The sequence below is a fragment of the Photobacterium nomapromontoriensis genome (assembly GCF_050336815.1).
Lineage (GTDB): Bacteria > Pseudomonadota > Gammaproteobacteria > Enterobacterales > Vibrionaceae > Photobacterium > Photobacterium nomapromontoriensis.
In genome coordinates, this window is sequence record NZ_JAKJSL010000015.1 from 56,069 (window position 1) to 72,782 (window position 16,714).

At 46.4% G+C, this 16,714-nt stretch carries 11 protein-coding genes; 6 read left to right on the forward strand and 5 right to left on the reverse strand.

What is annotated here, in order from left to right; all coding sequences use genetic code 11:
- Nucleotides 1-137: 137 nt before the first annotated feature.
- Entirely contained in the window at nucleotides 138-488 is a 351-nt protein-coding gene (gene hinT, locus L4D12_RS00955) for a purine nucleoside phosphoramidase (RefSeq protein ID WP_428445941.1), read from the reverse strand.
- 357 nt (nucleotides 489-845) lie between these two features.
- Here hinT and L4D12_RS00960 point away from each other — a divergent pair, with 357 nt between their 5' ends.
- Together L4D12_RS00960 and pyrC are read left to right on the forward strand one after the other, a co-directional pair.
- Nucleotides 846-2,849: a methyl-accepting chemotaxis protein gene (locus L4D12_RS00960; RefSeq protein WP_428445942.1), complete on the forward strand. Its 2,004-nt coding sequence runs from the start codon at nucleotides 846-848 to the stop codon at nucleotides 2,847-2,849.
- A gap of 197 nt (nucleotides 2,850-3,046) precedes the next feature.
- The gene (gene pyrC, locus L4D12_RS00965; RefSeq protein ID WP_428445943.1) at nucleotides 3,047-4,078 is read left to right on the forward strand and encodes a dihydroorotase; all 1,032 of its coding nucleotides are present in this window, start codon (nucleotides 3,047-3,049) and stop codon (nucleotides 4,076-4,078) included.
- Nucleotides 4,079-4,177: 99 nt separating this feature from the next.
- On the opposite strand, the gene L4D12_RS00970 is transcribed toward pyrC, so the two are convergent.
- From L4D12_RS00970 to L4D12_RS00985, 4 genes are all read right to left on the reverse strand, one after another.
- Nucleotides 4,178-7,270 (reverse strand): efflux RND transporter permease subunit, encoded by a 3,093-nt coding sequence (locus tag L4D12_RS00970; RefSeq protein WP_428445944.1) that lies wholly within the window; start codon nucleotides 7,268-7,270, stop codon nucleotides 4,178-4,180.
- Complete coding sequence (locus L4D12_RS00975; protein WP_428445945.1) at nucleotides 7,267-8,364, reverse strand: efflux RND transporter periplasmic adaptor subunit; 1,098 nt, start codon at nucleotides 8,362-8,364, stop codon at nucleotides 7,267-7,269. The genes L4D12_RS00970 and L4D12_RS00975 overlap by 4 nt, the downstream gene beginning before the upstream one ends.
- Nucleotides 8,365-9,405, reverse strand: coding sequence for an efflux RND transporter periplasmic adaptor subunit (locus L4D12_RS00980; RefSeq protein ID WP_428445946.1), 1,041 nt, complete (start codon nucleotides 9,403-9,405; stop codon nucleotides 8,365-8,367).
- A 272-nt stretch (nucleotides 9,406-9,677) separates the two neighbouring features.
- Nucleotides 9,678-11,180: a fumarate hydratase gene (locus L4D12_RS00985; RefSeq protein ID WP_428445947.1), complete on the reverse strand. Its 1,503-nt coding sequence runs from the start codon at nucleotides 11,178-11,180 to the stop codon at nucleotides 9,678-9,680.
- Between the two features lie 253 nt (nucleotides 11,181-11,433).
- On the opposite strand from L4D12_RS00985, the gene pabB reads away from it, so the two are divergent.
- The 4 genes from pabB (at nucleotide 11,434) to L4D12_RS01005 (ending at nucleotide 16,638) form a co-directional block, all read left to right on the forward strand.
- Complete coding sequence (gene pabB, locus L4D12_RS00990; RefSeq protein ID WP_428446127.1) at nucleotides 11,434-12,840, forward strand: aminodeoxychorismate synthase component I; 1,407 nt, start codon at nucleotides 11,434-11,436, stop codon at nucleotides 12,838-12,840.
- Nucleotides 12,841-12,998: 158 nt separating this feature from the next.
- Nucleotides 12,999-13,607 carry a CoA pyrophosphatase gene (locus L4D12_RS00995; protein WP_428445948.1) on the forward strand — a complete coding sequence of 203 codons (609 nt, stop codon included), beginning with the start codon at nucleotides 12,999-13,001 and terminating at the stop codon, nucleotides 13,605-13,607.
- Nucleotides 13,608-13,788: 181 nt separating this feature from the next.
- Nucleotides 13,789-15,042, forward strand: a complete 1,254-nt coding sequence (locus tag L4D12_RS01000; protein ID WP_428445949.1) for an aromatic amino acid transport family protein — start codon at nucleotides 13,789-13,791, stop codon at nucleotides 15,040-15,042.
- 234 nt (nucleotides 15,043-15,276) lie between these two features.
- Nucleotides 15,277-16,638, forward strand: coding sequence for an L-serine ammonia-lyase (locus tag L4D12_RS01005; RefSeq protein WP_428446128.1), 1,362 nt, complete (start codon nucleotides 15,277-15,279; stop codon nucleotides 16,636-16,638).
- Nucleotides 16,639-16,714: the final 76 nt, after the last annotated feature.

Consider the following 16,714-nt stretch of genomic DNA (forward strand, 5'->3'; position numbering starts at 1 on the left):
CCTTAATAAAAAGTCTGAGTTCTCATGAATCCCATACCACTCATGGGAGGATCATGCTACTCAGACTTCAATCTGATACTGAAGTTCCTCATTGTCCCACAATCTACGCAGGCCAACGAACTTATACTCTATCAGGCTTAACCTACTAACATAGGGCCCAATGGACGGCCACCTAATAAGTGCATATGGATATGATACACTTCCTGACCACCATAAGGATTACAATTCACAATCAAACGGTAACCATCTTCTGCAATGCCTTCCTTCTCAGCCAGCTTTCGTGCAACCGTGAACAGGCGCCCCATCATCATCTCATCCTCTGCTTCAACATCATTCACCGTTGGTAGCAGTTTATTTGGAATGATTAAGATATGGCTTGGTGCACGAGGGTTAATATCACGAAATGCAGTGACTAAATCGTCCTGGTATAGAATATCAGCAGGGATTTCTTTGCGAATTATCTTACTGAAAATTGTTTCTTCAGCCATGTCATGCTCCATTTTTGTTATCAAACTTGGTTCTGTATACCCAAATTACCCTATCAGGGCAATATTGAACGTCGTTTTAAATCATTTTTACCAAAAAGTCAGCCTATGTAGACATTTATTGAGAGTGTGTCATGCATGTCTGCAAGGTGTGTATTGATTATCTTCTATATTGAGTCCAAATGAATTCAGCGCATTATTTCATAATGAGTCATTATTGCCCTAATTTTAAACGTATTTTTCACCGCATAATTTTTCCAGTTCACATTTTATGCGATGAAAAATATCAAAAAATCCAGTTCGTATTAGAGTGGTCTAGTAAGCCCGGCTGTCGCTTACATAATCATTTTTAGGGATTGTATGAAGACAACGAAACAGACCTCAGTCATCCGACGCATGTACACTGGATTCGCACTTTTGGTAATTCTGTTTGCAGGTGCGCTCATGATGATGCTCGACGGCACGAGTCGAATTCACCAGCAACTGCAAAATGTCACTGCGGATGCCCTTCCACTTGTTTCACTATCAAACCAAACCAGTGTCAGATTGTTAGCCGCTGATAAAATTTTCAAAGATTTTCTGACCACCCACGATCCTGAACGAATGGATGCCTACGAAACGCTTTTTACCAACGCACACTCGGCATTTCTGAATGCGCTTAAACAACTGATTGCCGCCAGTCAGCATAACACAGCCCTAAGCGACCAACTGAAGGCCTTAATTGAACTTGAAGAACGCTATTTCCGTGAAGCTTATATTGCGATGAAAAACTATCGCACCCAATTATTAGCACAAACGGAACGCCAGCAATCCACCCGTAGCTTTCAGCAACTGCATGGTGATCTCAGTATCAAAATGAAAGAGCACATTGACGGACAAGACAGCATCTCCGTTAAAATGATGGCTAAAAACTATTTCATCAAACTAGAGCAAACAGAAACCATTACCTCTGACGCGTTAGCCACTGAAGATATTGCTGCTATCGAGAAAGCGGTAAAGGATAACCGACTCTACGTAAACCACTTAAGTAATGCCTACCGTTCTTTAGCATCAATTATGCCTGAACTAAGAACAACATTTGACAGCGCTATTGCTCAATACACGATCGATATCGGTAAAAATGGCGGGGTGCTGGATGCCCATTTCCAATACATTGATGCCCGCAACAAACTGTACGACAATATCGCGACACTCGCGACTGAAATTGATCAAGCAACAGAACTACTCGATAGCTTTCGCGAGCAGGCCAACCGCCAAATGGATATCGCGATCAACGATGCTGACAAGGTCTATCAGCAAGGTCACAACAACGCTATCATGATTGGCATTAGTGCCTCGTTATTCGCTATTTTTATCGGCTGGTATCTGGCCCAGAGTGTACGTAAACCACTTAGCGCCACCTTAAAAACTCTGGAAGCCCTTGCCCGTGGTGATATGACGCAACGCAGCAATGTTAACCAGTTTGTTGAATTTAGTAATCTTGGCATCTACATCAATACGCTGGCCGACAATCTGCAAGAGATTCTTGGTCAGTTAAGTCAAGCCTCTGGTGAACTCACTGCGGTAGCAGAAGAAAATCAAACCACTACCAATCAAGCAAAGCATCGCCTTCACGAACAGCGCCAGCAGACCGCTTCTGTAGCAACAGCAATGACCGAAATGGAACAGTCAGTGACTGATGTCTCACACAGCGCCCAGAACACGATGGAACGTGTCCATGAGGTTGAGCGTGCATCCAATACTGGCCGCGAAGTCATGAGCCGTAATATCAATACTGCCCGCCAGCTTTCCGAGCACCTCGACGAGTCTGTCAATGCGGTATCAAAGTTACAAGAAATGAGCAGCAATATTGGTTCCATTCTGGATGTGATCCGCAATATCGCCGATCAAACCAACCTACTCGCACTCAATGCCGCCATTGAAGCGGCACGGGCAGGCGATCAAGGTCGAGGTTTTGCGGTGGTTGCCGATGAGGTTCGGGTACTGGCGAAACGCACGACGGATTCCACCGCAGAAATCGAGCAAATGATTCAAAGCCTGCAAAGTCGCTCAGGGCAAGCAGTAACGGTTATGCAAAACTGCGTAGATGAAATGGGAAATAGTATTGCTCAGGCGTCAGATGCCAATAGTGCGATGGAAGAAATCCAAGCTATTATCTATGAAATCAGTAAGATGAGCTCGCAAATTGCACAAGCCGCCGAGGAGCAGCGCAGTACTACAGCCTCTATTGCTCGTAGTCTTGAAGATATCAGTCATATCGCTGACTCTAACTTTAGCTCAATGGAGGAAGTCGCAGAGGCCAGCGGTAAATTGGATGTGCTCGCCCACCAGCAAAACGACTTGGTTCGACGTTTTAAACTGTAACCTGATTCTCTGTTATAACATCAATAAGCCAGCCCATAGGGCTGGCTTATTTTTATCTGTTTCATCGTGCTAAGTCACACATCATGCAAACGATTGCCAGTTTTATCATCAATCAGATAGATTGTTTGAATTTTGACCTTTACAACCTATAAGTTAGGTTTTAGAATCGGTCGATTTTTTTTGGGAGGGAAGCAACAATGACGACTATTACGATCACACGTCCTGATGACTGGCACACTCATCTACGTGATGGTAGCGTGCTCAATGACACAGTTCGTGACATAAGCCGCTATATGGGACGCGCTATTATCATGCCAAACTTAGTCCCACCGGTCACCGATACCGAAGCCGCTCTGGCTTACCGAGATCGTATCCTTGCCGAACAGCCTGCCGCTAATTTCTCCCCTCTTATGACACTCTACCTCACAGATAACACCACACCTGACGAGATCCGCCGTGCAAAAGCAACTGGCCATATCTATGCAGCCAAACTTTACCCAGCAGGCGCAACGACCAATTCTGATTCAGGCGTAACATCCATTACAAAGCTGATCCCAACACTTGAAGCGATGCAAGACGTTGGTATGTTGCTACTGATCCACGGTGAAGTCACTGCACACGATGTGGATATTTTCGACCGTGAGAAAACCTTCCTTGATACCGTCCTTGGCCCTATCGTCAAACAAATGCCCAATCTGAAAATTGTAGTTGAGCATATCACGACCAAAGATGCAGTTGAGTTTGTACACAATGCAGGCCCTAACGTGGCGGCAACCATCACAGCTCACCACCTGATGTTCAACCGAAACCACATGTTGGTCGGCGGCATTCGACCTCATTTTTACTGCCTGCCAATTTTAAAGCGTAATATTCATCAGAAAGCGCTGGTTGAAGCCGCAACAAGTGGTAGTCCGAAGTTCTTCTTAGGCACCGACTCTGCCCCTCATGCACAAGAGCGTAAAGAGTCTGCTTGCGGTTGTGCCGGATCTTACACCGCCCATGCTGCGATTGAGCTTTATGCTGAAGTATTTGAGCAGGCAGGCGCACTTGAACAACTGGAAGCATTCGCAAGCTTCAATGGCCCAGATTTTTACAACCTCCCTCGTAATAGCGACACCATTACACTGACAAAAGAAAGCTGGCCAATACCCGCGACTCTATCATTTGGTCAAGATGTCGTTGTACCGATCAAAGCAGGCGAAGAGATGCAGTGGAAAGTGGCAGAATAAGTCGATTGTAGCTCGTTAAAACCGACCGAATCAGCAAGGGCACCATAAGGTGCCCTTGTTTTATTTAAATGAAACACCCTGGCGATATGTTAACCAGTGCTAACTGGTTAACACTGTTGCTGCCTTATTGTCATCAGGCAGTGCAAGATGGTGGAACAACCGATACAGAACGGGGACCACGATCAAGGTCAACACGGTGGCAAACCCTAAGCCGAACATGATAGTCACTGCCATGGGCTTGAAAAATACATCCGGTAATAATGGGATCATCCCCAAAATGGTAGTCACAGCAGCCATACATACTGGACGAACGCGACTCACTGCTGCATCAACCACCGCCTGATACTTCTCTTTCCCACTGTCAATTTCAATTTCAATCTGATCCAACAAAACGATGCCGTTTTTGACCAACATCCCAGATAAACTCAAAAATCCCAGTAACGCCATAAAACCAAACGGCGTATTGAGTAATAACAACCCGGTTGTCACACCTATCACCGCCAATGGCACCGTCGCCCAAACGATCAATGCTTCCTTCACTTTATTGAAAAGAAAAATGGTGATCAGAAACATCACTAAATAACCCATCGGCATGGTCTGAAATAATGACGCTTTTGCATCGGCTGATGACTCATACTCTCCCCCCCATTCCAAAGAATAGCCCGGCGGAAAAGTCAGCGCTTCGATCTGTGGCTGGATACGCGCCTGCACCGTGGCTGCCGTTTCATCACTTAACGGATCAGGATCGGCCATTACAGTGAGCATGCGTTTGCGGTTTTTACGGGCCATTAGCGGATCCTCCCAACGCAAATTCACACCATTGATCACTTGTTGCAATGGTATATAGCCCTGCGTTGCTGGGCTCCAAATCTTCATCCCTTCAATGGTGCTAACGTCGACGCGCTCCGCCTCCGGCAGACGGGTCACGATAGGCATCAGATTCGTCCCGTCACGGTACACACCCACCGTTAAACCAGAGAATGACATCTGCAGCAAATCATCAACATCTTTCTTGGTGATCCCATAACGACGCGCCTGACTTTCATTGAATACGGGCTCTATCACTTTATTTCGCTCTCGCCAGTCATGACGAATATTAAATGCGCCAGGGTCAGCATTCATGATATCCACAACTTGTTTAGCCAGCCCTCGCAGTATTGTCGGATCCGGACCAACTAATCGGGCTTCTATCTTAGAGCCAGAAGACGGTCCCAGCATGATCTGTTTCAGTTTGTACTGCAGCTCAGGGTGATTTTTATCCAGTATTTGACTGAATTTAGCCATTACCGGCAGCACATCATCGAAGTGTTTAACCCGTATAATCAACTCACCGTATGATGAATAACTTTTTTCTGGTGAGTAAGTCAGCATGAACCGCTGTGACCCTTTACCCGCACTGGCACTCACGAATACCACCCGATCATCCTGACCAACAACCGCTTCCAGATCCTCAAGGGTCTGGTTGGTTGCACGAATATCGGTTCCTTCTGGTAACCAAACATCTACCATAAACATCGGCGTTGTAGAAGCCGGGAAAAATGACTGCTTAAGTAATGTAAAGCCGTACAGGCTACTGCCCAGCATCACGACCAGCACAATCACGGTCAGCCAGGCACGACGCATACAAAATTCCAGAAACGCACGATACCAAACAAACAATTTACCGGCATAAGGATCGATCTCTTCCCCCTCACCCGCCACTTTACTCCCTCGAAAAAACAAATCCGCAAAGAAAGGGGTCAATGAAATCGCGGTAAACCAGCTCAACATTAAAGAGATCAGCAACACAGTAAACAGAGTTCGACAATATTCCCCGGTAGAATCCTGTGATAAACCGATCGGGGCAAAGGCCATAACGGCAATGACTGTCGCCCCTAATAATGGCCATTTGGTCTGGGTAACAATATCAGTGGCCGCCTGTTCCCGGGTCCGTCCTTTCTGCATTCCGATCAGTATGCCTTCCACCACCACAATGGCGTTATCCACCAGCATTCCGAGCGCGATCACCAATGCCCCCAGCGAAATCCGCTGGAGATCTATCGCCAGCCACTTCATGAATACAAATGTGCCCAATACCGTTAGCAGCAAGATCAAACCAATCAATAAGCCAGAACGCATTCCCATGAAGAACAACAAAACGATGATGACAATCACGACCGCTTGTCCCAAACTCACGACAAAACCACTGACTGACTTATCAACCTCTGTCGGCTGGCTGTAGACCACGCCAATATTAATCCCGATCGGCTGCTGCTCTTTTAACTCCTGTAAACGCCGATCAACTCGGGCTCCGGCTTCTACGACATTGATCCCGTCAACAAATGAGATCCCGACATGCAATGCCTGTTGCCCATTGTAAGCGACCAGATTATCCGGCACTTCTTTGAAATCGCGGGTAATATTGGCAACATCACGTAAATAGATAAGTCCTTGCGAGCCTGTCTCAGTGATGATTAAATCACCCAATTCATTCACATTCTTAAATTCGCCAGTAGGGTGAACCCGAATGTATTCACTGCCTATACGCACCGCTCCGGCACTGGTCACTAAGTTTTGCGTTTCCAAAATGCCGTAGATCGTTTGCGGTGAAATCCCCAGACTGCTTAATCGTTGCATGGAGATCTCAATAAAAACCTGCTCTTGCTGACTCCCTGTGACTGACACCTTACCCACACCATCGACCAGTTCGATCTCCCGCCGCAAGTAATCAACATAGTCATTGAGTTCTTTATAGCTGTACCCATCCCCGGTGATCGCCAGTAAAATACCAAAGACATCACCAAAATCATCAATCACCTGCGGCTCTTGCACCCCAGGCGGCAATGTGGGCTTAAGATCGTTAACCTTACGGCGCAGCTCATCCCAAATCTGCGGTAAGTCATCCGGGCCGTAGTTGTTTTTCATGGTCACCGTGATTTGAGATAGTCCTCGACTGGATACCGAATTGACTTCATCAACATACGTCAGTTGCTGGATAGCCTTTTCTATCGGATAGGTCACTTCTTCTTCAACTTGGAGCGGAGTTGCGCCAGGATAGGCCGTGACCACCATGGCATCTTTAATGGTAAAGGCGGGATCTTCGAGCCGTCCTAGCCCAAAGAAGGCCATAGTGCCACCAATGAGAAAAATCAGCGTCAACATCCAACTAACAACTTTATTTCTAATAAAATAGGCTGCAATATCTTGCTTCATTCTTTGCCCGCCTCTTTGTTAACGATGCGAATCTGCTGTCCTTCATGGAGTTGATTTCCGCCCTCAGTCACGACCTTTTCTCCTGCTTTTAGACCACTAGACAGCCTAATGCCACTTGGTACAACTTTATCGGTCACGATCTGGCGCTTAGTGACGGTATTATCCTCTCCCACCACCCAGACAAACTTATTACTCTTGGCTAAATCGTCGCCATCTTCATTAAAAATGGCTTCTAATGGGATCACCGGATCACCCTGACGGTATATTTTCAGTTTCTGGGCATCGACCTTTACTTCGACTGCCATGCCATCGAGAATAAAGCGATCTTTAGGCATGGGCATGGTGAGCGTAACAAGAAAAGACCCCAATTCAGGATCGGGCTCTGTCGTGAACTCTTTCAACACCGCCTTGTATTCTGTACCGTCAGTGAGCACAACCTTAACCCCAGGCTTTGATTGTTCCACCTCAACGGCAGTGCTTTGCGAATAGATCATATCGGGTGCCTGAATAATGACATCAACAGAATCCACAAGGTGTAGATTCATTACAGACTGACCCGCTTGAACATTCTCAAATTGCTCAACCAGTACCCGGGAGATCACCCCATTGAAAGGCGCTTTTAGTTGGGTAAAAGTTAAATTCAGATTAGCCAAGTCCAACCTTGCCTTAGCAATTCGCCGCTGTGCTCTTAACTCATCAAACTGTGATTGGGGTAGATACCCCTGTTTAACCAGCTTGGCTGAACGCCGATACTGGCTATCGATGACATTGAATTTTGCCTGTGCATCATCAAGCGCCAACTTGTAATCGATTGGATCAAGGCGGGCCAGTAACTGCCCTTTTTTGACCTGATCACCTGATCGGACCGAAATATGGGTCACCTCGCCAGGAACACGAAACGACAGGCTTGATTTATTCGCTGCGGCGGCAACCGCCGGGAAGGTCAGTTTTGGGGCCTCATCTAAAAGTGTCACGGTCGCTACCGTCACCGGAGCAACAATCGTCCGGGTCTCTACTTGAGGTTTCTCACACCCTGTCAGGGTAAATACCAATGCGATCACCCACAACCACAAATTACATTGAAGATTTGTCACCTATAGCCCCCGCTCTTTTACCCATTCCCTGACCTTCTGACCTTCCTGTAACTGGTTAACACCGGAGGTCACGATCGCATCACCATCCGCCAACCCAGAGATAAGTCGACGTCCGGCATCAACTTCAACCATGACTTTTGTTACCCGCCCCTGCTCACCGACCTTCCACACATAAGTCTGTTCACCTTCGCGGATAATCGCCCGCTCCGGAATTGCGTCAGGACCACCATGAGGTAAGGCGACGCTGACATGCCCGGCCATACCCGGCAATAAATTGTGGCCTCGGGGACGTGGCATCGACAGCGTCACCTTGTAGCTAGAGGTTTTCTCATCAGCTTCGGTATCTATTTCTTGAAATTGTGCGGAAAATTGCTGCCCGGGAATGGTATCGAATGCCACCATGGGCTGAGGATCGAACCCGGTATTATTCTGGAATCGAGGAAATAGTTGGTCGGGAAGTTGGAAGGTAACGTTGATCAATCCCGCACTGTGAATATGCATAACGGGCTGCTTGGCACTTACATACTCATAATTTTCAATCAATGACAGCGATACTGTTCCATCGTAAGGTGCAACTAAAGCCGCATATCTCAAATTTGCCTTAGCTTTATCAAGTTCTGCCTTTGCCTGTTTCAGCTCTGCCTGAGAGCGGTCAAAATCCAGTTCAGAAACTGCATTGGTTTTCAGTAATGCTTTATCCCGTTTAAACTGCACAGAGGCTAACTCATGATTCGCTTTGGCTTGTTCCACGAGCAATCGAAGTTCATCGGTATTTAAATGCGCTAATGTCTGCCCGCGTTTGACTATGTCACCGGGATGTACCCTTACCTCATCCAATTGACCCGGCACCCGAAAGGTCAACACTGCTTTATCACCCGCCTCAACAACGGCAGGAAAAGTACGACGCGTTTCACTGTTACCGACCGACACTGACTGCAACTTAACGGGTCTGGAGTCTGGCTCAGGGACGGCTACATCCTTATCACCACACCCCAACACTGATAAAATCAACACCGCAGTGGCACAAAAAAAACGCACCATATGGCCCTCTGTGTCTTATTTTGTGGTAATTATTGATGATGACTTTGTCGCTATCTCTAGCTCGATCAAAATCAACCGCTATTAACACTATAGAACATTGGCGCTAGTGGCTTGAATTCAGGCTGTTTCACAAATGAAACATCAGCGATGGGGGAAATACCCAGTTAGCTCAAGTTGCAGAATGCAGCACAATGCTACGGGCAGAGATAGGAATGCAAAAAGGAGCCTAGGGCTCCTTTTGATAAGGTCAATCAATGACAAAATTTAACAGATTACATCTCAGCGATGTTGACTTTCCAGGTGTCTGGACCGGTCTGGTGAACGTTAACCCCTTCAGCATCCACAGCAACCGTTACTGGCATATCTTCAACTTCAAATTCATAGATAGCTTCCATACCGAGATCTTCAAAGGCAACCACGCGGGCTTTCTTTATTGCTTTCGCGACCAGATAGGCGGCACCACCTACAGCCATCAGATAGACCGCTTTATGCTGCTTGATTGATTCTATCGTGGCCGGACCACGCTCTGCTTTACCGATCATGCCTGTCAGGCCTGCCTGCGCCAGCATCATATCGGTAAACTTATCCATCCGTGTCGACGTGGTTGGACCCGCAGGGCCAACAACCTCATCACCCACCGCATCCACTGGGCCAACGTAATAAATAAAGCGGTTGCTGAAATCAACTGGGAAGTCTTCACCTTTCGCCAGCATATCAGCAATACGCTTATGCGCGGCATCACGCCCGGTTAAGATCTTTCCTGATAGAAGTAAGGTTTCACCTGAACGCCATGTCTGTACGTCTGCCTTAGTGGTTTCATCAAGGTTTACGCGACGTACATTGTCGCCCACTTCCCATGTCACTTCTGGCCAGTCTTCTAACTTTGGCGGAATTAACTCTGCTGGCCCAGTACCATCAAGGGTAAAGTGGACATGTCGAGTCGCGGCACAATTAGGGATCATACAAACAGGCTTGGATGCGGCATGAGTTGGGGCCGTTTTAATTTTGACATCAACAACGGTTGTCAGACCACCCAGCCCCTGGGCTCCAATGCCGAGTTTATTCACCCGGTTATAGATATCCAAACGCAGTTCTTCTTCTGCATTTTGTGCACCACGCGCTTGCAGTTCATGGATATCAATTGCTTCCATCAACGATTCTTTTGCCAGCACTGCCGCTTTTTCAGCCGTTCCACCAATACCAATACCTAACATACCCGGTGGACACCAACCCGCCCCCATAAGAGGAACGGTTTTCTCTACCCACTCAGCGACATCATCGGACGGATTCAGCATCACCATCTTGGTTTTATTCTCAGAACCGCCCCCCTTGGCTGCAATTTGAATATCAACCTTATTGCCTGGAACCATATCAATGTGCACCACAGCAGGTGCATTGTCTTTGGTATTCTTACGGCTGCCCGCCGGGTCCGACACGACAGAGGCTCGTAGCGGATTATCCGGATTGGTATAAGCTTGACGAACACCCTCATCAATCATTTCCTGTACCGTCAGATCACTGTCCCACTGTACATTCATGCCAATTTTAACAAAGCAAGTCACAATACCTGTGTCCTGACAAATAGGACGACGCCCTTCTGCTGACATACGTGAATTAATCAAGATTTGCGCAATCGCATCTTTTGCTGCCTGACTTTGCTCTTTGTTATAGGCCTTTTCCAGTGCCTGAACAAAATCCAATGGGTGGTAATAAGAAATGTATTGCAATGCATCGGCAACACTGCTGATGACATCGTGTTTATGGATGACGGTCATATATGCCCTCGTTGATTATTATCATTCCATGGCGCCCGATTTTTATGCTTCCAGTGTAGGGTGTGATTCACAGCTAAAATGCAACCACGTGGCCATGATCCTCATGGCGTTACTCCACTTAACATTTACTAACCTGACAGTTAAAAATGCTAAAAGGATCATCCTTGGGCGTCGTATTAAATTCTGGGTTTATGATACTCTTGCGGACAATTTCGCGCTATGCGCCAATCGTACCCCTGTCACAAAAAAGAAAATGATTTGTAAATCGCATCCAGAACTGAGCATTGAACCATTCGACTACTGCAAAGACGCATCGCTAACGTGGTTTGAACCGTTTGCGGGTCAGCCTTGGGCTATGATATTACGGTCCGCAGCATCGGATCATCCAGATAATCGTTATGATATTTTAGTTGCTGATCCTTTAGCCACTTTAGAGACACATGGTGAAATAACCCGACTTACTTTTTCAAATGGTGCTGAAGAAATCAGCACTGATGACCCTTTTGAATTAGTAGAGAATACACTCAACCACTTTCTGCCCTCAGCCAGCCCAATTGAAGGCATACCTTTTATCGGTGGAGCACTGGGATTTTTTGCTTATGACCTCGGACGTCGGGTTGAAACAATTGCCAATCAAGCTCAGCATGATCTCGCAACCGCTGATATGGCCGTCGGAATTTATGACTGGGCTCTTATTGCTGATCACCATACGCAGCAGCTCTATCTCGTCGGTCCTAAAGGCAATCAACGAAAGCAATGGCTAGAAACGCATTTAGAGCGTTTTGCCAGCCAAAATAAGATGTTAGATGCTAAACACCCCACTCGTTTTTCATTAACATCGCAATGGCAAGCCAACATGAACAAACGCGAGTATTGCCACAAATTTAATCAGGTACAAGAGTATCTCCTATCCGGAGACTGTTACCAGATTAACCTTGCTCAACGCTTTTCTGCCGATTATAAAGGCAGCGAATGGCAAGCTTATCGTTTTCTCGAACGCTGCAACGGAGCGCCATTTTCAGCCTTTATTCAAACCAACGACTGTGCAGTACTATCGGTTTCTCCCGAGCGGTTTTTACAGCATCGCTTTGGCAAGATTGAAACGAAGCCAATTAAAGGTACTCGTCCCCGCGCGTTAGACCCGCAGCACGATCATGCTCTGATCGATGACTTAAGAACGGCTGAAAAAGACCGTTCTGAAAACCTGATGATTGTCGATCTACTTCGAAATGATATCGGGCGCGTCGCCAAACCGGGTTCTGTCTCTGTTCCTAAACTCTTTGATGTCGAAACCTTTCCTGCTGTACACCACCTGGTAAGTACCGTTACTGGTGAACTTAATTATGGCTATTCATCCACAGATTTACTACGTGCTTGTTTCCCGGGTGGTTCAATAACAGGCGCTCCCAAAATTCGGGCAATGCAGATCATTGAGGAACTAGAGCCTCATCGTCGCAGTATTTACTGTGGCAGTATTGGCTATATCAGCCGTTGTGGACAGATGGATACCAATATCACTATCCGTACTTTGGTTGGTCATCAACAAAAGATGTATGCTTGGGCCGGCGGCGGTCTAGTGGCAGATAGCCTTGCTGATAGCGAATACCAAGAAACCCTAGATAAACTCAGTCAGATCTTACCAATACTTTCAAATTTGTGATACAAATCACAATAAGCCACAACAGGTTACCTATACCCTGTTGTGGCGTTATTGATACATCAAACACTCAATCTAGGCTTATTGGTGCAAAGATTGACCGATAAGTTGTTTCTGCACCTATAGTTAATAGTACGTCCTACTTGCACCATGGAAGGTTTATGTATACCCAGCAACACATTCTCACTCGCTTTCTGCTTGCACCACAAGCGACCTATGATCCAACGCACACCTCGCGCATAAAGCAGTACCTTGATCCCAATCGGCCACTGAAACAAGCCGCGGTGCTTATTCCTCTGGTCCTCAGGAAAAATAGATTTCAAGTTGTTTTCACTCGGCGGGCGCAACACCTTAAGCATCACCCGGGTCAAGTCTCATTTCCTGGCGGGCGGTTTGAATCTAGCGATAGAGATTTAATTGATACGGCGTTACGAGAAACGCGAGAAGAGACCGGAATAATATGCACCAGAGCAGATATTTTTGGACAACTGCCTAAGTTACCAACCATCAGTGGCTACATTGTTACTCCGTATTTATCCATGATTTCACCTGACTACTTGCCAGCACTGGATCCCAACGAAGTCGACGAGCTATTCGAAGCGCCATTAGATTACGTGCTAAACCCAGAAAACATGCGAACACAAAACGTCATTATTGATGGAAAAACACACCATATATATTCTGTACCATTTAACAAATATTCAATCTGGGGCGCAACGGCCCAAATGCTAAAAGTCCTTTCAGAACAGCTCTGGCATGAGCAAAAATAATCTAGCACATAAGTTTCCCTAATCTTAAAACCTTCAAAAGTGTGACGACGATCACTTTTAATTGTATTGCAATTTCACTCCGTTACATAACGAGATCTTGATCAAAGTTTTCTTGCAATAAATAGAGAAAATGCGCCCCGTTCCTATTTTCCGTTCCGTAATTAACTTTGGATAGATAATCATGCAAACATCTACAAGCACCGCAGCAAAGACTGCTGCAAAAGCAGGATGGACGTATAAAGATGTAACTTGGGCGCTATCGCTATTCGGTACTGCTGTTGGCGCAGGCGTACTATTCCTCCCAATTAAAGCGGGAGCGGGTGGTTTCTGGCCACTTGTTGCTCTTGCATTGCTTGCACTACCAATGACTTGGTTTGCACACAAAAGTCTTGCTCGCTTTGTACTTTCAGCAAAAAACCCTGATTCTGATATTACTGATACCGTTGAAGAGCACTTTGGTAAGACTGGCGCAAACATCATCACTTTTGCTTACTTCTTCGCCATCTACCCAATCGTTCTAATTTACGGTGTAGGTATCACTAACACTGTTGATTCGTTCATGGTTAACCAGCTGGGTATGGAATCAATTCCACGCTGGTTACTATCTGGTGGTCTTATCCTTACGATGACTGCTGGTGTGCTTTTCGGTAAAGAACTGATGCTAAAAGCAACGGCCGCTGTGGTTTACCCACTGGTATTCGTTCTGTTTGCACTGTCTATCTACCTGGTTCCTGAGTGGAACACATCAATGATGTCAGTTGCCCCTGACTGGTCATCAATGCCTTCAGTTATTTGGCTAGCAATTCCAATCATCGTATTCTCTTTCAACCACAGCCCTGTTATTAGCCAGTTTGCTAAAGAACAGCGTCGTGTATACGGTGATGATGCCGTTAAGAAAACAGACATGATCACTGGCGGTGCAGCAATGATGCTGATGGGCTTTGTGATGTTCTTCGTATTCTCTGTTGTTCTGTCTCTATCACCAGCACAACTTGCAGAAGCACAAGCACAGAACATTTCTGTACTGTCTTACTTAGCAAACATCCATGGCTCTCCAATGATCTCTCTAATGGGCCCATTGGTTGCATTTGCCGCTATCACTTCAAGCTACTTTGGCCACTTCCTAGGCGCACAAGAAGGTCTTGTTGGTCTAGTGAAATCTCGCTCTTCACTGCCTGTAAGCCTAATTGAAAAAGCATGTCTATGTTTCATCGTTATCACTACTTGGATTGTTGCGGTTAAAAACCCAAGCATCCTAGGTATGATTGAAACAATGGGCGCACCGATGATTGCCGCTATCCTGTTCCTACTGCCAATCTTCGCAATGCAGAAAGTACCAGCAATGGCTAAGTACAAAACATCTGCAGCCGCTCAAATTTTCACAGTGCTATGTGGTATTGCAGCGATTACTTCTGTAATCTACGGTGCACTATAAGGCAAAGATCACAATCGACGTGATAATTGACCAATGTGAATTGTTATTGTAAGAAAATGTGCTACAACGCATAGTCTTCTAAAGCAAATCACGTACAATATAGCCACTTAAGAGCAGGACGCTTATGCCCCTGCTCTTTTGCTTTTTTATCTCGCCAAGGAAGGGGCGGGAATGATAAAAACTATACAGTCTAGTTTAGAAGCGAGATTGCTTCTCGGGACTGAGGTACTAGCAATGATCAGTGTTTTTGATATCTACAAAATTGGTGTGGGTCCTTCCAGTTCGCACACTGTCGGCCCAATGAAAGCGGGTAAAGAGTTCATCGATGATCTCCGTGCCATGGGCAAACTTCGTGATGTGACCAAAATTACCGTTGATGTTTACGGCTCCCTTTCTCTAACCGGTAAAGGTCACCACACTGATGTCGCTATCATTATGGGTCTTGCAGGCAATAGCCCTGAACATGTTGATATTGACAGCATTCCAGGTTTTATCGCTCGCGTAGAAGAAACTGAACGTATGCCTGTTGGCATGCACTGCCACACAGTAGACTTCCCTCGTGACGGCGGTATGAACTTCCATACAACTAACCTTCCTCTTCACGAAAACGGCATGACTATCAATGCTTGGTTCGGTGACGAAGATAAATTTAGCAAAACCTACTATTCTATCGGCGGTGGTTTCATCGTTGATGAAGAAAACTTTGGTAAGCCAGCTGACTCTTCAGTAAAAGTTCCTTACATGTTCACTACCGCTGAAGAGCTTGTGAACCAGTGTAAAGAAAACGGCTTATCTGTCAGTGCAATGGTTATGGCCAATGAGCGCGCGATGAATGCTGAAGAAGAAATCAGTACTTATTTCGCAAACATCTGGCGCACGATGCGTGAATGTATGGAACGTGGTATGAGCGAGGAAGGTATTCTTCCTGGTCCACTACGTGTACCTCGCCGCGCAGCAGCACTACGTCAGCAACTGCTAACGACAGAAAAACTAAGCAACGACCCAATGACAGTCGTTGACTGGGTTAACATGTACGCTTTCGCTGTGAACGAAGAAAACGCTGCAGGTGGCCGTGTAGTGACAGCCCCAACCAACGGTGCATGTGGCATCATCCCTGCAGTATTGGCTTACTATGACAAGTTTGTTCAGCCTGTAAGTGCAAAAGAGTACACGCGTTATTTCGCAGCGTCTGGCGCAATTGGCGGTCTATACAAGCGTAACGCTTCTATCTCTGGCGCTGAAGTGGGCTGTCAGGGTGAAGTAGGTGTGGCTTGTTCTATGGCGGCAGCAGGTTTGGCGGAGCTTATGGGTGGTAGCCCTGAGCAAGTATGTATGGCTGCTGAGATTGCAATGGAACACAACCTTGGCCTAACGTGTGATCCTGTTGCTGGACAGGTGCAGGTACCGTGTATCGAGCGTAACGGTATTGCTGCTGTTAAAGCAATCAACGCTACTCGTATGGCACTACGCCGCTCTTCTGAGCCGCGCGTTTCTCTGGATAAAGTTATCGAGACCATGCTTGAAACCGGTAAAGACATGAACGCGAAATACCGCGAGACATCTCTTGGCGGTCTAGCAATCAAGGTAATTTGCTAATTTGCACGGTACTAGGTACTAGGTACTAGGTACTAGGTAAGAATATCGAAAGCTACCTACGTAGGTAGCTTTTTTT

Coding starts and splice junctions, on each gene's coding strand:
- hinT (WP_428445941.1), bottom strand. CDS start 488: ATGGCTGAAGAAACAATTTTCAGTAAGATAATTCGCAAAGAAATCCCT.
- L4D12_RS00960 (WP_428445942.1), top strand. CDS start 846: ATGAAGACAACGAAACAGACCTCAGTCATCCGACGCATGTACACTGGA.
- pyrC (WP_428445943.1), top strand. CDS start 3,047: ATGACGACTATTACGATCACACGTCCTGATGACTGGCACACTCATCTA.
- L4D12_RS00970 (WP_428445944.1), bottom strand. CDS start 7,270: ATGAAGCAAGATATTGCAGCCTATTTTATTAGAAATAAAGTTGTTAGT.
- L4D12_RS00980 (WP_428445946.1), bottom strand. CDS start 9,405: ATGGTGCGTTTTTTTTGTGCCACTGCGGTGTTGATTTTATCAGTGTTG.
- L4D12_RS00985 (WP_428445947.1), bottom strand. CDS start 11,180: ATGACCGTCATCCATAAACACGATGTCATCAGCAGTGTTGCCGATGCA.
- pabB (WP_428446127.1), top strand. CDS start 11,434: ATGATTTGTAAATCGCATCCAGAACTGAGCATTGAACCATTCGACTAC.
- L4D12_RS00995 (WP_428445948.1), top strand. CDS start 12,999: ATGTATACCCAGCAACACATTCTCACTCGCTTTCTGCTTGCACCACAA.
- L4D12_RS01000 (WP_428445949.1), top strand. CDS start 13,789: ATGCAAACATCTACAAGCACCGCAGCAAAGACTGCTGCAAAAGCAGGA.
- L4D12_RS01005 (WP_428446128.1), top strand. CDS start 15,277: ATGATCAGTGTTTTTGATATCTACAAAATTGGTGTGGGTCCTTCCAGT.